The sequence below is a fragment of the Nocardioides pymetrozini genome (assembly GCF_046058985.1).
Classification (GTDB): domain Bacteria; phylum Actinomycetota; class Actinomycetes; order Propionibacteriales; family Nocardioidaceae; genus Nocardioides.
The window spans coordinates 466,638-486,411 of sequence record NZ_CP175556.1; the positions used below are offsets into that span (position 1 = coordinate 466,638).

The window sequence follows — 19,774 nt, forward strand, 5'->3', positions numbered from 1 at the left end:
GTGGAGATCGCCCTCCTCCTGGTCGCGATCGCGGCAGCCGTGCTCACCGTGACCGCGGTGTCGGAGCGCTTCGAGATCCCGGCGCCGCTGACCCTCGTCGTGGTCGGCGTCGCTGCGTCGTACGTGCCGGGCGTGCCGGAGATCCGGCTCGAGCCGGAGGTCGTCCTGCTCGGCCTGCTGCCGCCCCTGCTCTACTCCGCGGCGGTCAACACCTCGCTGGTCGACTTCAACGCCAACCGGCGGCCGATCCTGCTTCTCTCGGTCGGACTGGTCGCGTTCACGACCTTCGGCGTCGCCGCGGTCATCCGGCTGGTCATCCCCGAGATCGAGTGGCCGCTGGCACTGGCGATCGGCGCCGTGGTCGCGCCTCCCGACGCCGTCGCGGCGACCGCGATCGGGCGCCGGATCGGGCTGCCCCGGCGGATCGTGACCATCCTCGAGGGCGAGTCCCTGTTCAACGACGCGAGCGCCCTCGTCGCCCTGCGCGCGGCTGTCACGGCGATCGGCGCGACCGTGACCGTGTGGGAGGTCGGCACCGACTTCCTCCTCGCCGCCGGGGGCGGCTTCGCGATCGGCGCGCTCACCTTCGTCGTGGTCGGCTTCCTGCGCAAGAAGGTCACCGACCCGCTGCTCGACACCGCGATCTCGCTGGTGATCCCCTTCGCGGCGTACATCCTCGCCGAGGAGATCCACGCCTCCGGCGTGGTCGCCGTCGTCGTCGCGGGGCTTGCGCTGGGCCACGTCGCGCCGGTGCTGCAGACCGCGCAGTCGCGGATCGCCGAGCGGATGAACTGGCGCACCATCGCCTACGTCCTGGAGAACACCGTCTTCCTGCTCATCGGCCTCCAGGCCGACTGGCTGCTCGGCGAGGTGGGCGAGAGCGAGTTCGGCGGCGCGACGATCGCGGCGGCCTGCGCTGCAGCCCTCGGCGCGGTGGTCGTCCTGCGGCTGCTGTGGGTCTTCGCCGGGCAGGCCTTCCTGCTGCGCCGCGGACCGGACCCCGTCACCGGTGAGCCCCCGTCATGGCGCTACTCGTTCCTGGTGGGCTGGGCCGGCATGCGGGGCGTAGTGACCCTCGCCGCGGCGTTCACGGTCCCGGAGGAGACCGCTCACCGCGAGGTCCTGCTCGTCGTCGCCTTCACCGTCGTCGCGGGCACCCTGCTCGGCCAGGGCATGACGCTGCCGTGGGTCGCCCGCCGGCTCCGGGTCCCCTCACCGGACCCGCACGACGACGCGCTGGCCCGCGCGACCCTGCTGCAGCAGGCCGCGAAGGCCGGCATCCACCGGCTCGACGAGCTGGCCGCGCAGAGCGAGGACCCGCACAACGTGCGCGCCCTGATCGTGCAGCGCATCGAGCAGCGCAACTTCGCGGCGTGGGAGCGACTCGGCACGACCGAGGGCGAGGAGAGCCCGAGTGACCTGTACTCCCGTTGGCGCGGCGACATGATCGAGGCCGAGCGCCGCCGGGTGCTGGAGATCCGCTCCACCGGCGCGGTCCCCTCCGAGATCGTCAGCGAGGTGCTCGCGATGCTCGACGTGGAGGAGTCCATGCTCGACGCGGCCGACGCCGCTCGGGCCGACCTGCGGACCACCAGCCGGATGCAGCGCAACGACGGCTGCGAGCATCTCGCGAGCACGCCGCTGCTCGACCCGCCCGCCGAGCTGGCGTGCGCCGCGTGCCTCGCCGAGGGCACCCGGTGGGTCGCACTGCGGATGTGCCTGACGTGCGGCGAGGTCGGCTGCTGCGACTCCTCGCCGAGCCGCCACGCCACCGCCCACTTCCGCGCCACGCAGCACCCCGTGATGCGCTCGGTCGAGCCCGGTGAGGACTGGCGGTGGTGCTTCGTGCACCACCAGACCGGCTGAGCCGTCCGGGCTACCGTGGGGCCATGCGCCTCACCAAGTTCGGCCACTCCGCGGTCCGGATCGAGCACGACGGTACGACGCTCGTCGTCGACCCCGGCGTGTGGAGCCAGCGCGAGTCCGTGGAGGACGTCGACGCGGTGCTGGTCACCCACGAGCACCCCGACCACTACGCGCCGGACCACCTGCGTGCCACCGACGCACCGATCTTCACCATCGACGCGGTCGCCGCGCAGATCCGCGAGGGCGCTCCCGACCTCGTGGAGCGGGTCACGGTCGTGACGCCGGAGCAGAGCTGGTCGGTCGGCGCGATCGGGGTGCGGGCCGTGGGGGAGCTGCACGCCGTGATCCACCCGGAGCTGCCGCGCTTCCACAACAGCGGCTACCTGCTCACCACCGGGGAGAGCACGATCTTCCATCCCGGGGACACCCTGACGGCGCCCGGCGTCGCCGTCGACGTACTGCTGGCGCCGGTGTGCGCCCCGTGGATGCGGGTCTCCGAGGGTGTCGAGTTCGCCCGCGAGGTGGGGGCCGCCCGCAATGTCGCCATCCACGACAAGGTGTTCTCCGCCGAGGGGCTGGGCGTCGCGGACGCCCAGTTCTCGCGCTTCCTGGAGGCCGGCGGCCAGGAGTACGTGCGGCTGGCCGACGGCTCCGATCTCTGATCCGAGCCCGGTCAGCCGACGCTCAGGCGGACCGGGCATGATGGCCCGATGCCGATCGCTCGTTCCACTGTCGTGGGCGCCGCCACGGGCGCCCTCCTCCTCGCCGGAGCCGTGGGCTTCGGCGTGGGCCTGCCCGAGCTCGTCGACGACGCCTCCGCGGTGCCGACGCTGCCGCTGAAGCTGGACGACCGGTTCGTCGCGCTGCAGACGGTCAGCCAGGAGGTGACCGGTGCGGACGACGAGCGCTACGCGACCTTCATCAAGGAGACCGAGGAGTCCGAGGCCGCGGCGCAGAAGGTGCTGGCGTCCCAGTACGACGACGCCGTGGTGCGCGCCTACATCGACGTCCCCGACCCGGGCAGCCAGGGCATGCCCGCGCAGATCGCCGTGACGGTGGTCCCTGGTGACACGGGCCTGGTCAACCCCAGCGGCCCCTTCCCGGTCGACGAGTCCGGCGCGCACTACGACCTCGAGGTCGTCGACGGCTACCGCTGTGCGGTCGCCTGGAGCGAGCCCGTCGACGACTCCACCGGCATGCCGACCGGCAAGGAGCCGACCGGTGCCGACTACCGCGTCCAGTGCCGCACGGAGCGCGACGGCCTGACCTACGACCTCTACACCAACGGGCTCACGCCCGAGGAGGTCGCCTCCTATCTCGACCGCGTGCTCGAGCTGACCGAGAAGGGCTGAGCACGCCGATGGCCCGTGCCGCGCTCGACAAGCAGCCCGCCGACGTGCGCCGGATGTTCGACACCGTCGCCCGGCGCTACGACCTGACCAACGACATCCTGTCCTTCGGGCAGGACCGCCGGTGGCGCCGCGAGGTGCTCGCCGCCGTCGACCCGTCGTACGGCGACCGGGTGCTCGACCTCGCGGCCGGCACCGGCACGTCCAGCCAGCCCTTCCGCGACGCGGGGGCCGAGGTGGTCCCGTGCGACTTCTCGATCGGGATGCTGCAGGTCGGCAAGGCCCAGCTGCCGCACCTGCCGTTCACCGCGGGCGACGGCACCCGCCTCCCGTTCCGCGACGACACCTTCGACGCCGTCACCATCTCCTTCGGGCTGCGCAACATCGTCGACCCCCTCGCCGGTCTCGCGGAGATGCGCCGGGTCACCCGTCCGGGCGGGCGGCTGGTGGTCTGCGAGTTCAGCCACCCGACCTGGAGTCCCTGGCGCACCGTCTACATCGAGTACCTCATGAAGGCGCTGCCCGCGGTGGCGCGCGCGGTCTCGTCCGCTCCCGACGCCTACGTCTACCTCGCCGAGTCGATCCGGGCGTGGCCCGACCAGCGCGGCCTGGCGGACCTGATCGCCGAGGCCGGCTGGTCTCGCCCGCAGTGGCGCAACCTCTCCGGCGGCATCGTCGCCCTGCACCGCGCGACCGCCTGACCCGGCCTGCGAATTACGCAACCCTCTCGTGCGTTAAATCCCCAGGTCAGCGGCGGTTTTCGCTGCTCCCGGCGGCGACACCGTGGCATTGGCCACCCCCCTGTGACGTCGCTTCGGATGGGTGGCAATATGTGCTCCACGCCACTAGTGATTCTGTTCACAAGATCACGAGAGGGAGGCTCATGGAGCTCTACACGCCGGTGCTGGTGCTGGCGGCGCTGGCCGCGCTGTTCGCGGTCGGGTCGGTCGTCATGAGCACGATGGTGGGGCCGCGGCGCTACAACCGCGCCAAGTCCGACTCCTACGAGTGCGGCATCGAGCCGACCCCCCAGGCGCTGACCGGCCGCTTCCCGGTGAAGTACTACATCACCGCGATGCTCTTCATCGTCTTCGACATCGAGATCATCTTCCTCTACCCGTGGGCCGTGCGCTTCGACGCGATGGCCTGGTTCGGGCTGGTCGAGATGGTCCTGTTCATCGCCACCGTCTTCGTCGCCTACGCCTACGTCTGGCGGCGCGGCGGCCTCGACTGGGACTGACCGGAGGGACTGACAGCCCATGGGCATCGAGGAGAAGCTCCCCAGCGGAGTCCTGCTGAGCACGGTCGAGGGCCTGGCCGGGTACATGCGCAAGGCCAGCTTCTGGCCGGCGACCTTCGGCCTGGCGTGCTGCGCGATCGAGATGATGACCTCGGGCGGGCCGAAGTACGACCTCGCCCGCTTCGGCATGGAGGTCTTCCGGGCGAGCCCGCGCCAGGCCGACCTGATGATCGTGGCGGGCCGGGTGAGCCAGAAGATGGCGCCGGTGCTGCGCCAGATCTACGACCAGATGGCCGAGCCCAAGTGGGTGCTGGCCATGGGCGTGTGCGCCAGCAGCGGCGGGATGTTCAACAACTACGCGATCGTCCAGGGCGTCGACCACGTCGTCCCCGTCGACATGTACCTTCCCGGCTGCCCGCCGCGCCCGGAGATGCTCATCGACGCGATCCTCAAGCTCCACGACAAGGTGCAGGCGACGCCGCTCGGCGCCAACCGTCAGGCCCAGATCCGCGAGCTGGAGGCGGAGGGCCTCGCGGCCCTGCCGACGAGCGACATGAGGGGGATGCTGCGATGAGCGACAAGCCCGTCGACGAGCCCGTCGACAAGCCCGCCGCCGCCGTCGAGCAGCCCGCCGTCGACCAGTCGCCCGAGAACGCCCCGGAGGCCCTGGGCGAGCCGGGCCTGGAGGTCCGCGCCGTCGGCGAGCGCCAGGGCATGTTCGGGGTGAAGGGCTCCGGGGACACCAGCGGGTACGGCGGCCTGGTCGCCCCCGTCGTCCTGCCCGGTGCCGCGCAGCGGCCGTACGGCGGCTGGTTCGACGCGGTCGCCGACGTGCTCGACCCGTTCCTCGAGCAGGTCGTCATCCACCGCGGTGAGATCACCTTCCACGTGCACCGCGACCACGTCCTCGAGGTGGCGCGGACGCTGCGTGACGACCCCGCCCTCCGCTTCGAGCTCCTCTCCGGCGTCAGCGGCGTGCACTACCCGGGCGACGCCGGCAGCGAGCTGCACGTCGTCTACCACCTGATGTCCTACACCTGGAACCGCCGGGTCCGGGTCGAGACCAGCGCCCCCGACAGCGACCCGCACGTCCCGAGCGTGGTGGCGGTGTACCCGGCGGCCGACTGGCACGAGCGCGAGACCTGGGACATGTTCGGCATCCAGTTCGACGGCCACCCGGCCCTCACCCGGATCCTGATGCCCGACGACTGGCCGGGCCACCCCCAGCGCAAGGACTACCCGCTCGGCGGCATCCCCGTCGAGTACAAGGGCGCCAGTGTGCCGCCGCCCGACCAGCGGAGGAGCTACAGCTGATGAGCTCGACCACCGACCAGGACTTCTACGCCGACTCGACCGACACGGCCGACGGCAAGGTCTTCACCGTCACCGGCCAGGACTGGGACGAGATCGCCGCCGACATGGGCGACAGCGACGCCGCCGAGCGGATCGTCGTCAACATGGGGCCGCAGCATCCCTCGACGCACGGCGTGCTCCGCCTGATCCTCGAGATCGAGGGCGAGACGGTCACCGAGGCCCGCTGCGGCATCGGCTACCTGCACACCGGCATCGAGAAGAACATGGAGTTCCGCTCCTGGACGCAGGGCGTCACGTTCTGCACCCGGATGGACTATCTCTCGCCGTTCTTCAACGAGATGACCTACGTCCTCGGCGTCGAGCGGCTGCTCGACATCGAGGACGACATCCCGGAGAAGGCCCAGGTCATGCGGGTCCTGCTCATGGAGCTCAACCGGATCTCCTCCCACCTCGTGTGCATCGCCACCGGGGGCATGGAGATCGGCGCGCTGACCGTGATGACGATCGGCTTCCGCGAGCGCGAGCTGGTGCTCGACCTGTTCGAGCTGATCACCGGGCTGCGGATGAACCATGCGTTCATCCGTCCCGGCGGGGTGGCGCAGGACCTGCCGCCCGGCGCGCTCGACGAGATCCGGTCGTTCGTCGCGCTCATGAAGAAGCGGCTGCCCGAGTACGCCGCGCTGTGCAACGCGAACCCGATCTTCAAGGCCCGCCTTGAGAACGTCGGCCATCTCGACCTCGAGGGCTGCATGGCGCTCGGCCTGACCGGGCCGGTCCTGCGCAGCACCGGCTACGGCTTCGACCTGCGCAAGGCGCAGCCGTACTGCGGCTACGAGACCTACGACTTCGACGTGCAGACGTGGGACACCGCCGACTCCTACGGGCGGTTCCGGGTCAGGCTCAACGAGATGCACGAGTCCCTGCGCATCATCGAGCAGGCCGCGGACCGCCTGGCGCGGCTCGAGGGCGCACCCGTGATGGTCGCCGACAAGAAGGTCGCCTGGCCCAGCCAGCTGTCCATCGGCAGCGACGGCATGGGCAACAGCCTCGACCACATCCGTCACATCATGGGCGAGTCGATGGAGGCCCTCATCCACCACTTCAAGCTGGTCACCGAAGGCTTCCGGGTCCCGGCCGGCCAGGCGTACGTGCCCGTCGAGTCCCCCCGCGGCGAGCTCGGCGCGCACGTCGTGTCCGACGGCGGCACGCGTCCCTTCCGGGCGCACTTCCGCGACCCGTCGTTCAACAACCTCCAGGCGATGGGCGTGATGAGCGAGGGCGGCCAGATCGCCGACGTCATCGTCGCCATCGCGAGCATCGACCCCGTGATGGGAGGCGTCGACCGATGAGCACCCCGGCCCTCGAGGACAAGACGATCGCCGAGCTGCGGGAGATCGCGGCCCGCTATCCCGAGCCGCGCTCCGGCCTGCTGCCGATGCTGCACCTCGTGCAGTCGGCGCAGGGCCGGATCACCCCCGAGGGCATCGAGGCCTGCGCCGCGATCCTCGAGATCAGCGCCGCCGAGGTCAACGGCGTGGCGACCTTCTACACGATGTACAAGCGCCACGGCGTAGGCGACTACCACGTCGGCGTCTGCACCAACACCCTGTGCGCGGTGATGGGCGGCGACGCGATCTTCGCCCGGCTCAAGGAGCACCTCGGGATCGGCAACGACGAGGTCGCGGTCCAACGACAGGGCGACTCGCGCACGGTCAGCCTCGAGCACATCGAGTGCAACGCGGCCTGCGACTACGCGCCGGTGATGATGGTCAACTGGGAGTTCATGGACAACCAGACCCCCGACTCGGCGGTGCAGCTGGTCGAGTCCCTGCGCGCGGGACACGAGGTCAGCTCCACCCGCGGCCCCAAGCTGTGCACGTGGCGCGAGGCCGAGCGGGTGCTGGCCGGGTTCCCCGACGGACGCGTCGACGAGGGCCCGTCCGCGGGCGCCGCCTCGCTTGCCGGCCTCGAGATCGCCCGCGAGCGCGGGTGGACCGCACCTGCCCCGGCCGCCACCCCCGCGGTCGAGGCCGCACCGCAGACGGAGGGCACCGATGGCTGACGTGCTGACCCCGGTCCTGACCGACATCTGGGACGCCGAGCAGTCCTGGAAGCTGGCGACCTACGCGAGCCGCGGCGGCTACGACGCGCTCGACGTCGCCTTCGCGATGAGCCCCGACGACGTCATCGCAGCGGTGAAGGACAGCGGCCTGCGCGGCCGCGGTGGCGCCGGCTTCCCGACCGGCATGAAGTGGTCCTTCATCCCGCAGGACAACCCGAAGCCGAAGTATCTCGTCGTCAACGCGGACGAGTCCGAGCCGGGCACCTGCAAGGACATCCCGCTGATGATGGGCAACCCGCACGTGCTCGTCGAGGGGGTCATCCTCAGCTCGTACGCGATCCGCGCGAACAAGGCCTTCATCTACATCCGCGGCGAGGTCGTCCACGTGATCCGCCGGGTGCAGGCCGCCGTCGCCGAGGCGTACGCGGCCGGCCACCTGGGCACGAACATCCACGGGTCCGGGTACGACCTCGACGTCGTCGTCCACGCCGGCGCGGGCGCCTACATCTGCGGCGAGGAGACCGCCCTCCTCGAGGGCCTGGAGGGCCGACGGGGCCAGCCCCGCCTGCGCCCGCCGTTCCCCGCCGTCGCCGGTCTCTACGCCAGCCCGACGGTGATCAACAACGTCGAGTCCATCGCATCGGTCCCCGCGATCGTCAAGAACGGCGCCTCCTGGTTCGCCTCGATGGGCACCGAGAAGTCCAAGGGCCACGGCATCTTCTCGCTCTCCGGCCACGTGCGGAAGCCGGGCCAGTACGAGGCGCCGCTCGGCATCACGCTGCGCGAGCTGCTCGACCTCGCGGGCGGGGTCCGCGCCGGCCACCAGCTGAAGTTCTGGACCCCCGGCGGGTCCAGCACGCCGCTGCTCACGGCCGAGCACCTCGACGTGCCCCTGGACTTCGAGGGCGTCGGCGCCGCCGGCTCGATGCTCGGCACCCGCGCGCTGCAGGTCTTCGACGAGACGGTGTGCGTGGTCCGCGCGGTGCTGCGGTGGACGGAGTTCTACAAGCACGAGTCCTGCGGAAAGTGCACGCCCTGTCGCGAGGGCACCTGGTGGCTGGTCCAGGCGCTGACCCGGCTCGAGAACGGGCAGGGCAGCGAGGAGGACCTCGACCAGCTGCTCGACCAGTGCGACAACATCCTGGGCCGCTCGTTCTGCGCGCTCGGCGACGGCGCGACCAGCCCGATCTCCAGCTCGATCCAGCACTTCCGCGACGAGTATCTCGCCCACCTGACCCACGGCGGGTGTCCCTTCGACCCCGCCCGGTCCACGGCCTGGGCCGGGCAGGAGGTGTCCGCATGACCGCGACCCCCGACACCTCGGCGGACAAGACCGTCGAGCGGACCGACCTGGTCACCGTCACCATCGACGGCGTCCAGGTCAGCGTCCCGAAGGACACGCTGGTGATCCGCGCCGCCGAGCAGATCGGCGTACAGATCCCGCGCTTCTGCGACCACCCGCTGCTCGCGCCGGTCGGCGCGTGTCGGCAGTGTCTCGTCGACGTGCCCGACGCGGGCAACGGTCGGGGCTTCCCGAAGCCCCAGGCCTCCTGCACCCTCCCGGTCGCCGAGGGCATGGTCGTCAGCACCCAGGTCACCAGCCCGGTCGCCGACAAGGCGCAGCAGGGCGTGATGGAGCTGCTGCTCATCAACCACCCGCTCGACTGTCCGGTCTGCGACAAGGGCGGCGAGTGCCCGCTGCAGAACCAGGCCATGTCCAACGGTCGCGGCGAGTCCCGCTTCTCCGACGAGCGCAACCGCGGCGTGAAGCGCACCTTCCCCAAGCCGATCAACCTCTCGCCGACCGTCCTGCTCGACCGGGAGCGGTGCATCGTGTGCCAGCGCTGCACCCGCTTCGCCGAGGAGATCGCGGGCGACCCGTTCATCGCCCTGGTCGAGCGCGGCGCCGACCAGCAGATCGGCATCGCCGAGGACGCGCCCTTCCTGTCGTACTTCTCGGGAAACGTCATCCAGATCTGCCCGGTCGGCGCCCTCACTTCCGAGCAGTACCGCTTCCGGTCCCGGCCGTTCGACCTCGTCTCCACGCCCGGCATCGCCGAGCACGACGCCTGCGGCTGCGCGATCCGCGTGGACCACCGCCGCGGCAAGGTGCTGCGCCGCCAGGCCGGCGACGACCCGGCCGTCAACGAGGAGTGGATCAGCGACAAGGACCGGTTCGCCTTCGCCTACGCGCAGGCCGACGACCGGCTCACCTACCCGCAGGTCCGCGACCCGGAGGACGGCGCCCTGCGGCCGGCCTCGTGGCCGGAGGCCTTCGCCGTCGCCGCTCGCGGCCTCGCCGCCGCCAAGTCGGCCGGCGGGGTCGGCGTGCTGACCGGAGGCCGCCTGAGCATCGAGGACGCCTACGCCTACAGCAAGCTCGCCCGGGTCGCGCTCGGCACCAACGACATCGACTTCCGCGCGCGGCCGCTGTCGGCCGAGGAGGCGTCCTTCCTCGCGAGCCACGTCGCGCTGTCCGGTCCCGGAGCCGGCGGCGTCACCTACGCCGACCTGGAGTCGGCCCCCAAGGTCGTGCTCGTGGGCCTCGAGCCCGAGGACGAGGCCGCCGCGGTCTTCCTGCGGCTGCGCAAGTCGGTCCGCGCCGGCGGCACCGAGGTGCTCGCCCTGGCGCCGTTCACCAGCCGAGGGCTGGGCAAGCTGTCCGCGCGCCTGGTCCCCACGGTCCCCGGTGACGAGCCGGCCGCGCTGCGCTCCCTCGCCGACGAGCTGGACGCGACGAGCGTGCTGCTGGTGGGGGAGCGGATGGCCGTCGTCCCTGGCGCCCTGAGCGCCGCGGCCGAGGTCGCCGCGTCGACCGGCGCGCGCCTGGCCTGGGTGCCGCGCCGCGCCGGTGACCGGGGGGCCGTCGAGGCCGGCTGCCTGCCGAACCTGCTGCCCGGCGGACGTCCGGTCGCCGACGCGGGTGCCCGCGTCGACGTCGCGACGGCCTGGGGCGTCGACGCCCTGCCGGGTGCCGAGGGGCGCGACGCCGACGGGATCGTCGCCGCGCTCGCGGCCGGCGAGCTCGCCGGCCTGGTGATCGCGGGCGTCGACCCCGACGACACCGCCGACCCGGTCGCGACCCGTGCGGCGATCGACGCCGCGGGCTTCGTGGTCGCCCTCGACCTGCGCCGTACCGAGGTCACGGACCGGGCGGACGTCGTGTTCCCGGTCGCGCCGACCACCGACAAGTCCGGCACCTACGTGAACTGGGAGGGCCGGGTCCGCAGCTGGGAGGCGGCCCTGCACAACCCGGCGTCGCTGCCCGAGCTGCGCGCGCTGGCCGGCATCGCCGAGGAGCTCGCCCGCCTCGGCGAAGGGGGATCGCTCGGGTTCCGCACGGTCGAGGAGGTCCGCGCCGAGATCGCCCAGCTCGGCCCGTGGGACGGTGAGCCGAGCGCGCTGGTTGAGCCGGCGGGCCCGCTGGTCGAGGTGCGAGCGCCAGCGAGCCTCGAGACCGACGGCGGCACCGTCATCCGCCGGCTGGCCACGTGGAGGCAGCTGCTCGACAACGGCTCGATGCAGGACGGCGACAAGTACCTGAAGGCGACCGCCCGGACCCCTGTCGCCCTGGTGACGCCGGCCGACTACGACCGGTACGGACCGACGGTGACCCTGACGGGCGACCGGGGCTCGATGACCCTGCCGGCGGAGATCGGCGACGACCTCGTCGAGGGCGTGGTGTGGGTGCCCGCCAACTCGGTCGGCAACGGAGTGCTGGCCGACCTGGCCTCGCCCGGTGCGACGGTCACCATCACCGGAGCGGAAGGGGTGCACGGATGAGCGACCCGCTGGGCGCGTTCGGCCACGATCCCTGGTGGGTCGTCGGCCTCAAGACGCTGCTGATCTTCGTGATCCTGGTCCTGCTGACCCTGTTCAACATCTGGTGGGAGCGCCGGGTCGTGGCGCGGATGCAGCACCGGATCGGCCCCAACGTGCACGGCCCGTTCGGCCTGCTGCAGTCGCTGGCCGACGGCGTGAAGCTCGCCTTCAAGGAGGACCTGATCCCCAAGGCGGCCGACAAGGTGGTCTTCGTCCTCGCCCCGGTGATCGTGGTGGTGCCGGCGTTCGTGACCTTCAGCGTCATCCCGTTCGGCCCCGAGGTCAGCTTCTTCGGCGAGCGGACGCCGCTCCAGCTCACCGACATGCCGGTCGCCGTGCTCTTCGTGATGGCGATCGCGTCGATCGGCATCTACGGCATCGTGCTGGGCGGCTGGTCCAGCGGGTCGACGTACTCCCTGCTCGGCGGACTGCGCTCGAGCGCGCAGATGATCTCCTACGAGGTCGCGATGGGCCTCGCCCTCGTCTCGGTGTTCATGTACGCCGGCTCGATGTCGACCAGCGAGATCGTGGCCGCGCAGGACGACCTGTGGTTCGGGCTGATCCTGCTTCCGTCGTTCATCATCTACACGATCGCCATGGTGGGCGAGACCAACCGCGCCCCGTTCGACCTGCCGGAGGCCGAGGGCGAGCTGGTGGGCGGCTTCCACACCGAGTACTCCAGCCTGAAGTTCGCGCTCTTCTTCCTGGCCGAGTACATCAACATGGCCACCGTCTCCGCCCTCGCCACCACGCTCTTCCTCGGAGGCTGGCACGCGCCCTTCTGGATCGACGAGGTCTGGGCGGGCGCCAACGAGGGCTACTGGCCGGTGCTGTGGTTCTTCGGCAAGGTCCTGTTCTTCATCTTCATCTTCATCTGGCTGCGCGGCTCGCTGCCGCGGCTGCGCTACGACCAGTTCATGGCGTTCGGCTGGAAGCGGCTGATCCCGATCTCGCTGGTGTGGATCATCGCCGTGGCGACCATGCGGGCCGCGCGCAACGAGGGCGTCTTCGAGGAGGGGCTCAGCGGCAACCCGCAGTTCTGGCTCGTCGTCGCCGGTGTCGTGCTCGCCGTGCTGCTGGTGACCTTCCTCGTGCCCGAGGGCAAGGACGAGGAGGCCGAGCTGGCGACCGCGGCGCCGCGCGCCGGTGGCTTCCCGGTCCCGCCGATGCCGGCGGGCGGCGCCGTCCGGGGAGCCGCGGCACCGCTGGTGTTCGGGTCCTCCCACGAGACCTCCCGCGACACCGCGGGCGACACCGCCGGCGACACAGCAGGTGCCCGTGACCATGTCCGCGACTCAGGGGTGAGCAATGGCTGACCAGCCCAGTTCGAAGCCGGCCAAGGGACCCACGCTCAAGGAGCAGCTGTGGGACCCGGTCGCCGGGTTCGGGGTGACCTTCCGCACCATGTTCCGCAAGGTCGTGACCGAGCAGTATCCCAAGGAGAAGCTGCCCACGGCGCCGCGCTTCCACGGCCGGCACCAGCTGAACCGCTGGCCGGACGGGCTCGAGAAGTGCGTCGGCTGCGAGCTGTGCGCGTGGGCCTGCCCGGCGGACGCGATCTACGTCGAGGGCGCGGAGAACGTCGACGACACCGGCTCGCCCGACGAGAGCGGCAACAGCTCGGGCCGCTTCTCTGCCGGTGAGCGCTACGGCCGCGTCTACCAGATCAACTACCTGCGCTGCATCCTGTGTGGGCTGTGCATCGAGGCCTGCCCGACCCGCGCGCTGACGATGACGAACGAGTACGAGCTCGCCGACGACAGCCGCGCCAGCCTGATCTACGAGAAGTCGGACCTGCTCGCGCCGCTGCTGCCGGGCATGGAGCAGCCGCCGCACGCGCAGCTGCTCGGCAACGACGACGACTACTACCGCGGAGAGTTCAAGGGGGCCGAGCAGTGACCGCGTTCTGGGTCCTCGCGCCGGTCATGGTGCTCGCCGCGCTCGGCATCCTGTTCGTTCGCAAGGCCGTCCATGCCGCGCTGCTGCTGGCGGTGGTCATGATCAGCCTGGCCGTGCTGTACGCCGTCCTCGAGGCGCCGTTCCTGTTCGCCGTGCAGATCATCGTCTACACGGGCGCGATCTTGATGCTCTTCCTGTTCGTGCTCATGCTCGTCGGCGTCGACGCCTCCGACTCGCTGGTCGAGACGATCAAGGCCCAGCGGATCCTGGCCTGGGTCGCCGGGCTGGCGTTCGCGGTGGTGCTGGTGGTCGGCCTGACCCAGCTGACCTTCGGTACGGCGGTGGGGCTCGAGGAGGCCAACGCGGGCGGCAACGTGGAGGCGCTGGCCGACCTGCTGTTCTCGCGCTACGTCTTCATCTTCGAGGCCACCAGCGCCCTGCTGATCACGGCGGCGGTCGGCGCGATGGTGCTGGCCCACCGGGAGCGGCTCACGCCGAAGCGGACCCAGGCGAGCATCGCGGCCGACCGGATCCGCGCGTACGGCGAGACCGGCGCGCACCTCGGCCCGCTGCCCCCGCCGGGCGTCTACGCCCGCCACAACGCGGTCGACACCCCGGCCCTGCTGCCCGACGGCAGCCCGGCCCCCGCCTCTGTCTCTCGCGTGCTGGCGGCCCGCGGGACGATGCGCTCGGCCGGCCTGCGCGACATCGAGGCCATCAAGGACCAGCTCGGCGTGGACGCCGAGAGCGCGCCCGGCACGGCCGGGAAGGCCGCGGCCACGGGCTCGAGCGAGGAGAACGCGGCGCCGCTCGGCTCCGCCGCGCAGGAGGTCGAGGAATGACCGAGTACATCGTCCTGTCGGCGATCCTCTTCACCATCGGCTCGGTCGGGGTGCTCACCCGCCGCAACGCGATCGTGGTGTTCATGTGCGTGGAGCTGATGCTCAACGCCTGCAACCTCGCGTTCGTCGCCTTCGCCCACCAGCACGGCAACCTCGACGGCCAGGTCGCCGCGTTCTTCGTGATGGTGGTCGCGGCGGCCGAGGTCGTGGTCGGGCTCGCGATCATCATGACCATCTTCCGGACCCGTCGCTCGGCCTCGGTCGACGACGCGAGCCTGCTGAAGTTCTGAGAGGCCCTCGATGAACGCACTCTCCGCGCTGACCCTCAAGGCCAGCGAGACGACCCACGTGCCGGTGGTCTCGCCGACCGACGCCGACGGACCGTTCGTGCTGCTGTGGCTGATCATCGCGCTGCCGCTCCTCGGCGCGGCCGTCCTGCTCCTCGGTGGCCGCTCCACCGACCGCTGGGGCCACCTGCTCGGAACGGCGACCTCGGCGGCCTCCTTCGTGATCAGCCTCGTGCTGTTCGTCAGCCTGCTCGGGCGCGACGAGGACGACCGGCAGGTCGTGCAGCACCTCTACGACTGGATCGAGACGGGCGGCCTGCACGTCGGGCTGGACCTGCTCTACGACCCCCTGGCGGCGCTCTTCCTGCTCCTCATCACCGGCGTGGGCTCGCTGATCCACGTGTACTCCATCGGCTACATGGCCCACGACCCGCGCCGGCGACGATTCTTCGCCTACCTGAACCTGTTCGTCGCGGCGATGCTGATGCTGATCCTGTCGGAGAACTACGTCGGCCTGTTCCTGGGCTGGGAGGGCGTCGGCCTCGCGTCGTACCTCCTCATCGGCTTCTGGCAGCACAAGCCCTCCGCCGCGGCCGCCGCCAAGAAGGCGTTCGTGATCAACCGGGTCGGCGACATGGGCATGGGCCTGGCCATCTTCTTGATGGTCGTCACCTTCGGCACGACGAGCTTCAGCGGGGTCAGCGAGCTCGCCGGGGGTGCGAGCGAGACGACGCTCAACTGGATCGGCGTCCTCCTCCTCGTCGGCGCCTGCGGCAAGTCCGCCCAGGTCCCGCTCCAGGCCTGGCTCCTGGACGCGATGGAGGGTCCGACGCCGGTCTCGGCCCTGATCCACGCCGCGACCATGGTGACGGCCGGCGTCTACCTGGTCACCCGCTCGAACTTCGTCTTCGAGCTCGCCCCGACCGCGCAGACCGCCGTCGTCATCGTCGCGACCGTCACGCTGCTGTGGGGAGCCGTCATCGGCTGCGCCAAGGACGACATCAAGAAGGGCCTCGCCGGCTCCACGATGAGCCAGATCGGCTACATGATGCTCGGTGCCGGGCTCGGCGTCGCCGGCTACGCGTTCGCGATCTTCCACCTGCTGACCCATGGCTTCTTCAAGGCCAACATGTTCCTGGGCGCCGGCTCGGTCATGCACGCCATGGACGACGACGTCGACATGCGCCACTACGGCGCGCTCAACAAGATGCTTCCCGTCACCTTCCTGACCTTCGCGATGGGCTATCTCGCGATCATCGGCGTCCCGCCGTTCGCGGGCTTCTGGTCGAAGGACAAGATCATCGAGACCGCCCTGGTCGAGAGCCCGCTCGTCGGGATCTGCGCGCTGCTGGGCGCCGGCATCACCGGCTTCTACATGACCCGGATGATGCTGATGACCTTCTTCACGCAGAAGCGCTGGGAGAAGGACGTCCACCCGCACGAGAGCCCCAAGGTGATGACGATCCCGCTGGTCGTCCTGGCCGCGCTCTCCGTCCTGGGCGGCCTGATGCTCACGGGCAACTGGATCGTCGACTGGCTCAGCCCGGTCGTCGGTCACGCCGAGCACCACGAGCCGCCGCTCCCGGTCATCGTGATCACGCTGATCACCGTCGCGGTGGTCGCCGCGGGCGTCGCTCTCGCGTGGGTGCTCGTCGGCAAGCGGGACGTCCCGCGGGTGGCGCCGACGGACGTGTCGTTCGCGACGCGGGCCGCGCGCGCCGACCTGTACGGCGACGCCATCAACGAGGGCCTGGTCGTCGCCCCGGGCCGCGCCACGGTTCGCGGTCTCGTCGGCGCCGACCGCAGCATCGTCGACGGGCTGTTCACCGGCGGTACGACGGTCCTGGCCGGCACCGGTGAGCTGCTGCGCCGGCTGCAGAACGGCTATGTCCGCTCCTACGCCCTCGGCATCCTCGGCGGCGCACTGCTCCTCGTCCTGACCCTGGTGGTGGTGAACTGATGCTGTCCCTCCTCGTCTGGCTGCCCCTCGCCGGTGCGGTGGCCGTCGCGCTGCTGCCCCGCACGCTCAGCAAGACCGTCGGCCTCGGCGTCGCGCTGGCGACCCTGGTGGTGGGCGCGGCGGTCGCCGTGTCGTACGAGCTCGACGGCGGGCGCCAGCTCACCGAGGAGCGCGAGTGGATCGAGGCGTTCGGGGTGCACTACGCCCTCGGCGTCGACGGCCTGGGCCTGCTGCTCGTCCTGCTGACGGTCCTGCTCGTCCCGCTGGTGCTGGGCGCCGAGTGGTTCAAGGCCGACGCGACCGGCTCGGCCGGGGCGCGCTCCTTCGTCGCCTGGACGCTCGCCCTCGAGGGCCTCTCGCTCGCGGTCTTCTGCGCGACCGACGTGTTCTTGTTCTACGTCGTGTTCGAGGCGACCCTGATCCCCGCGTACTTCCTCGTGGGCGGCTTCGGCCGTGAGGGTCGGGGCGCGGCGGCGCTGAAGTTCCTCATGTTCCAGCTCGCGGGCGGCCTGATCCTGCTCGCGTCGGTGATCGGCCTGTACGTCGTCTCCGCCCAGCAGGGCGAGCCGTCGTACCTCCTCTCCGACCTCGAGGGCCTCGAGATCGGCACGGAGGCGGGACGCTGGCTGTTCGTCGGCTTCTTCATCGCCTTCGCGATCAAGGCACCGCTCTTCCCGCTGCACACCTGGCTGGCCGACACCACCGAGAAGGCGACCCCGGGCACCGGTGTGCTGCTGGTGTGCATCCTCGACAAGATCGGGACCTTCGGGATGATGCGCTTCTGCCTCGGGATCTTCCCCGAGGCGTCCCAGTGGGCGACCCCGCTCGTCATCACGCTGGCGCTGATCTCCGTCGTCTACGGCGCCTTCGTCGCGATCGGCCAGGACGACATCTTCCGGCTCATCGGCCTCACCTCGCTCAGCCACTTCGGCCTGATCACGCTGGGCGTCTTCACGATGACCAGCGAGGGCGGCACCGGCGCCATCCTCTACATGGTCAACCACGGCCTCGGCACGGCGGCGCTGTTCCTCGTCGCGGGCTATCTCTACGACCGCACCGGCACCGCCTCGATCCGCGAGATGCGCGGCGTCGAGAAGGTCGCCCCGGTCCTGGCCGGCCTGCTGCTCGTGGCCGGCCTGGCCACACTCGGGCTGCCCGGCCTCTCGCCGTTCGTCAGCGAGTTCCTCGTGTTCGTCGCGGCCTTCGACCACGCCTGGTACGTCGGCGCGATCGCGGTCACCGCGGTGGTTCTGTCCGCGATCTACGTGCTGTGGATGTACCAGCGCACGATGACCGGGCCCACGCCTCCCGAGGTCGCGGGCACCAGGGACCTGGCGGTCCGCGAGATCGCCGCGGTCGCGCCGCTCATGGTCGCGCTGGTCTTCTTCGGGTTCTACCCCGCGCCGCTGCTCGACGTCAGCAACCCGACGGTCGGCGACCTCATGGAGCAGGTCGGCATCCACGACGACGGTCCCACGGTCGTGCACGCCGACGTCGATGCCGAACACGAGTCGGAGGAGGCTCACTGATGGAGTTCGTGAAGCCCGAGCTCGAGTACGCCGAGCTCCTGCCGCTCCTCATCGTCCTGGGCGGCGCGTGCGTCGGCGTTGCGCTGGAGGCCTTCCTGCCGCGCGGCACCCGCCGGCTGCCGCAGGTCGGGCTGTCCCTCGTCACGCTCGTCGGCGCCCTGGTCGCGACGATCGTCGTCGGCGCGGACCTCGAGGAGCACACGGCCGCATCCGGCGGTGACGGCCGCGGGCTCGTGGGGGCCATGGGCAGCGTCGTGGTCGACGGGCCCACGGTCTACCTGTGGGGCCTGCTCCTCGTCTTCGCGATCGCCGGCGTCGCGCTCTTCGCCGAGCAGCGCCTCGAGGGCGGCGTCTCGGCGTTCACGGGCCAGGCCGCCGCGCTGCCGGGCTCCGAGGGCGAGCGCGAGGCGTCGACCCGCGGTCTGGAGCACACCGAGGTCTACCCGCTGCTGCTGTTCGCGGTGGGCGGCATGCTGCTGTTCCCCGCCTCCGGCGACCTGCTGACGATGTTCGTCGCCCTCGAGATCCTCTCGCTGCCGCTCTACCTGCTCTGCGGTCTGGCGCGTCGGCGCCGGCTGCTGAGCCAGGAGGCGGCGATGAAGTACTTCCTCCTCGGCGCCTTCGCCTCCGGGTTCTTCCTCTACGGCGCGGCGCTGGTCTACGGCTACGCCGGCAGCGTCAGCTTCGCGGGGATCAACGAGGCGGTCCGCGCCGGCTCGGCCAACCACGGGCTGCTGCTCGCGGGCATCGGCCTGCTGGCCGTCGGCCTGCTCTTCAAGGTCGGCGCCGCGCCCTTCCAGGCCTGGACCCCCGACGTCTACCAGGGCGCGCCCACGGCCGTCACGGCGTTCATGGCGGCCGGCACCAAGGTCGCGGCCTTCGGTGCCCTGCTGCGGCTGCTGTACGTCGCGTTCGGCGGCGAGCGGTGGAGCTGGCAGCCGATGCTGTGGGTGATCGCGATCGCCTCGATGGTGCTCGGCGCGGTGCTCGCCATCGTGCAGAACGACGTCAAGCGGATGCTCGCCTACTCCTCCGTCGCGCACACCGGCTTCATCCTGGTCGGTGTCCTCGGCGTGCAGAGTGCGGGGGAGCTGGCCGAGGGCCAGTACACCTCGCTCGAGGGCGTGCTCTTCTACCTGACCACCTACGGCTTCGCCATGATCGGCGCCTTCGCCATCGTGACGCTGGTGCGCGACGCCGGCGGCGAGGCCACGGCGTACGACCGCTGGGCCGGACTGGGCCGGACCTCGCCGCTCGTCGCCGGCGCCTTCGCCTTCTTCCTGCTGTCGATGGCCGGGATCCCGCTGACGGCCGGGTTCATCGGCAAGTGGGCGGTGTTCACCTCGGCCCTGTCCGCGGGCGCGTGGCCGGTGGTCCTGGTGGCGATCGCCTGCAGCATCCTGGCCATCACCTTCTACGTCCGGCACATCCGGCTGATGTTCTTCACCGACCCGTCGGCGGACGGCTCCGGCGTGGTGACGCGCTCGTCGCTGCTCACCTCGGGCACCATCGTCGTGTGCCTGGTCGCGACCCTGGTGATGGGCGTCGTGCCGGGGCCGGTTCTCGATCTCGTCACCAGTGCGGGAGACTTCATCAGGTGAGAA

Annotated in this window: 18 protein-coding genes; all 18 read left to right on the plus strand. The window is 71.0% G+C overall.

Annotated features, from left to right (window positions below; all coding sequences use genetic code 11):
- The 18 genes from ACJ5H2_RS02270 to nuoN all read left to right on the plus strand — a co-directional run bounded on the left by ACJ5H2_RS02270 (position 1) and on the right by nuoN (position 19,771).
- Positions 1-1,866 carry a Na+/H+ antiporter gene (locus tag ACJ5H2_RS02270; RefSeq protein ID WP_408897942.1) on the plus strand — a complete coding sequence of 622 codons (1,866 nt, stop codon included), beginning with the start codon at positions 1-3 and terminating at the stop codon, positions 1,864-1,866.
- 23 nt (positions 1,867-1,889) lie between these two features.
- Entirely contained in the window at positions 1,890-2,528 is a 639-nt protein-coding gene (locus ACJ5H2_RS02275; protein ID WP_408897943.1) for an MBL fold metallo-hydrolase, read from the plus strand.
- A gap of 48 nt (positions 2,529-2,576) precedes the next feature.
- Entirely contained in the window at positions 2,577-3,218 is a 642-nt protein-coding gene (locus tag ACJ5H2_RS02280; protein WP_408897944.1) for a hypothetical protein, read from the plus strand.
- A gap of 8 nt (positions 3,219-3,226) precedes the next feature.
- Entirely contained in the window at positions 3,227-3,916 is a 690-nt protein-coding gene (locus ACJ5H2_RS02285; protein ID WP_408897945.1) for a demethylmenaquinone methyltransferase, read from the plus strand.
- Positions 3,917-4,098: 182 nt separating this feature from the next.
- Positions 4,099-4,455, plus strand: a complete 357-nt coding sequence (locus tag ACJ5H2_RS02290; protein ID WP_408897946.1) for an NADH-quinone oxidoreductase subunit A — start codon at positions 4,099-4,101, stop codon at positions 4,453-4,455.
- A gap of 19 nt (positions 4,456-4,474) precedes the next feature.
- Positions 4,475-5,029: a NuoB/complex I 20 kDa subunit family protein gene (locus ACJ5H2_RS02295; RefSeq protein ID WP_408897947.1), complete on the plus strand. Its 555-nt coding sequence runs from the start codon at positions 4,475-4,477 to the stop codon at positions 5,027-5,029.
- The gene (locus ACJ5H2_RS02300; RefSeq protein WP_408897948.1) at positions 5,026-5,769 is read left to right on the plus strand and encodes an NADH-quinone oxidoreductase subunit C; all 744 of its coding nucleotides are present in this window, start codon (positions 5,026-5,028) and stop codon (positions 5,767-5,769) included. Before ACJ5H2_RS02295 ends, ACJ5H2_RS02300 begins: the two co-directional genes overlap by 4 nt.
- Positions 5,769-7,118 (plus strand): NADH-quinone oxidoreductase subunit D, encoded by a 1,350-nt coding sequence (locus tag ACJ5H2_RS02305; RefSeq protein ID WP_408897949.1) that lies wholly within the window; start codon positions 5,769-5,771, stop codon positions 7,116-7,118. The genes ACJ5H2_RS02300 and ACJ5H2_RS02305 overlap by 1 nt, the downstream gene beginning before the upstream one ends.
- Positions 7,115-7,831, plus strand: coding sequence for an NADH-quinone oxidoreductase subunit NuoE (gene nuoE / locus ACJ5H2_RS02310; RefSeq protein WP_408897950.1), 717 nt, complete (start codon positions 7,115-7,117; stop codon positions 7,829-7,831). The genes ACJ5H2_RS02305 and nuoE overlap by 4 nt, the downstream gene beginning before the upstream one ends.
- Positions 7,824-9,134: an NADH-quinone oxidoreductase subunit NuoF gene (nuoF, locus tag ACJ5H2_RS02315; protein ID WP_408897951.1), complete on the plus strand. Its 1,311-nt coding sequence runs from the start codon at positions 7,824-7,826 to the stop codon at positions 9,132-9,134. The genes nuoE and nuoF overlap by 8 nt, the downstream gene beginning before the upstream one ends.
- The gene (locus ACJ5H2_RS02320; RefSeq protein WP_408897952.1) at positions 9,131-11,614 is read left to right on the plus strand and encodes an NADH-quinone oxidoreductase subunit G; all 2,484 of its coding nucleotides are present in this window, start codon (positions 9,131-9,133) and stop codon (positions 11,612-11,614) included. The genes nuoF and ACJ5H2_RS02320 overlap by 4 nt, the downstream gene beginning before the upstream one ends.
- Positions 11,611-12,969: an NADH-quinone oxidoreductase subunit NuoH gene (gene nuoH / locus ACJ5H2_RS02325; protein WP_408897953.1), complete on the plus strand. Its 1,359-nt coding sequence runs from the start codon at positions 11,611-11,613 to the stop codon at positions 12,967-12,969. Before ACJ5H2_RS02320 ends, nuoH begins: the two co-directional genes overlap by 4 nt.
- Positions 12,962-13,552 (plus strand): NADH-quinone oxidoreductase subunit NuoI, encoded by a 591-nt coding sequence (gene nuoI / locus ACJ5H2_RS02330; RefSeq protein WP_408897954.1) that lies wholly within the window; start codon positions 12,962-12,964, stop codon positions 13,550-13,552. Before nuoH ends, nuoI begins: the two co-directional genes overlap by 8 nt.
- Entirely contained in the window at positions 13,549-14,394 is an 846-nt protein-coding gene (locus tag ACJ5H2_RS02335) for an NADH-quinone oxidoreductase subunit J (RefSeq protein WP_408897955.1), read from the plus strand. The genes nuoI and ACJ5H2_RS02335 overlap by 4 nt, the downstream gene beginning before the upstream one ends.
- The gene (nuoK, locus tag ACJ5H2_RS02340; protein WP_408897956.1) at positions 14,391-14,684 is read left to right on the plus strand and encodes an NADH-quinone oxidoreductase subunit NuoK; all 294 of its coding nucleotides are present in this window, start codon (positions 14,391-14,393) and stop codon (positions 14,682-14,684) included. The genes ACJ5H2_RS02335 and nuoK overlap by 4 nt, the downstream gene beginning before the upstream one ends.
- 10 nt (positions 14,685-14,694) lie before the next feature.
- Complete coding sequence (gene nuoL / locus ACJ5H2_RS02345; protein ID WP_408897957.1) at positions 14,695-16,641, plus strand: NADH-quinone oxidoreductase subunit L; 1,947 nt, start codon at positions 14,695-14,697, stop codon at positions 16,639-16,641.
- Positions 16,641-18,170 (plus strand): NADH-quinone oxidoreductase subunit M, encoded by a 1,530-nt coding sequence (locus tag ACJ5H2_RS02350; RefSeq protein WP_408897958.1) that lies wholly within the window; start codon positions 16,641-16,643, stop codon positions 18,168-18,170. Before nuoL ends, ACJ5H2_RS02350 begins: the two co-directional genes overlap by 1 nt.
- The gene (gene nuoN, locus ACJ5H2_RS02355; RefSeq protein ID WP_408897959.1) at positions 18,170-19,771 is read left to right on the plus strand and encodes an NADH-quinone oxidoreductase subunit NuoN; all 1,602 of its coding nucleotides are present in this window, start codon (positions 18,170-18,172) and stop codon (positions 19,769-19,771) included. The genes ACJ5H2_RS02350 and nuoN overlap by 1 nt, the downstream gene beginning before the upstream one ends.
- Positions 19,772-19,774: the final 3 nt, after the last annotated feature.

Bases quoted from the DNA above. Each gene is read 5' to 3' on its own strand.
- nuoI (WP_408897954.1), top strand. From the start codon at position 12,962: ATGGCTGACCAGCCCAGTTCGAAGCCGGCCAAGGGACCCACGCTCAAG.
- ACJ5H2_RS02320 (WP_408897952.1), top strand. From the start codon at position 9,131: ATGACCGCGACCCCCGACACCTCGGCGGACAAGACCGTCGAGCGGACC.
- nuoF (WP_408897951.1), top strand. From the start codon at position 7,824: ATGGCTGACGTGCTGACCCCGGTCCTGACCGACATCTGGGACGCCGAG.
- nuoE (WP_408897950.1), top strand. From the start codon at position 7,115: ATGAGCACCCCGGCCCTCGAGGACAAGACGATCGCCGAGCTGCGGGAG.
- nuoN (WP_408897959.1), top strand. From the start codon at position 18,170: ATGGAGTTCGTGAAGCCCGAGCTCGAGTACGCCGAGCTCCTGCCGCTC.
- ACJ5H2_RS02300 (WP_408897948.1), top strand. From the start codon at position 5,026: ATGAGCGACAAGCCCGTCGACGAGCCCGTCGACAAGCCCGCCGCCGCC.
- ACJ5H2_RS02290 (WP_408897946.1), top strand. From the start codon at position 4,099: ATGGAGCTCTACACGCCGGTGCTGGTGCTGGCGGCGCTGGCCGCGCTG.
- ACJ5H2_RS02305 (WP_408897949.1), top strand. From the start codon at position 5,769: ATGAGCTCGACCACCGACCAGGACTTCTACGCCGACTCGACCGACACG.
- ACJ5H2_RS02295 (WP_408897947.1), top strand. From the start codon at position 4,475: ATGGGCATCGAGGAGAAGCTCCCCAGCGGAGTCCTGCTGAGCACGGTC.
- nuoH (WP_408897953.1), top strand. From the start codon at position 11,611: ATGAGCGACCCGCTGGGCGCGTTCGGCCACGATCCCTGGTGGGTCGTC.
- ACJ5H2_RS02280 (WP_408897944.1), top strand. From the start codon at position 2,577: ATGCCGATCGCTCGTTCCACTGTCGTGGGCGCCGCCACGGGCGCCCTC.
- nuoL (WP_408897957.1), top strand. From the start codon at position 14,695: ATGAACGCACTCTCCGCGCTGACCCTCAAGGCCAGCGAGACGACCCAC.
- nuoK (WP_408897956.1), top strand. From the start codon at position 14,391: ATGACCGAGTACATCGTCCTGTCGGCGATCCTCTTCACCATCGGCTCG.
- ACJ5H2_RS02275 (WP_408897943.1), top strand. From the start codon at position 1,890: ATGCGCCTCACCAAGTTCGGCCACTCCGCGGTCCGGATCGAGCACGAC.
- ACJ5H2_RS02285 (WP_408897945.1), top strand. From the start codon at position 3,227: ATGGCCCGTGCCGCGCTCGACAAGCAGCCCGCCGACGTGCGCCGGATG.
- ACJ5H2_RS02350 (WP_408897958.1), top strand. From the start codon at position 16,641: ATGCTGTCCCTCCTCGTCTGGCTGCCCCTCGCCGGTGCGGTGGCCGTC.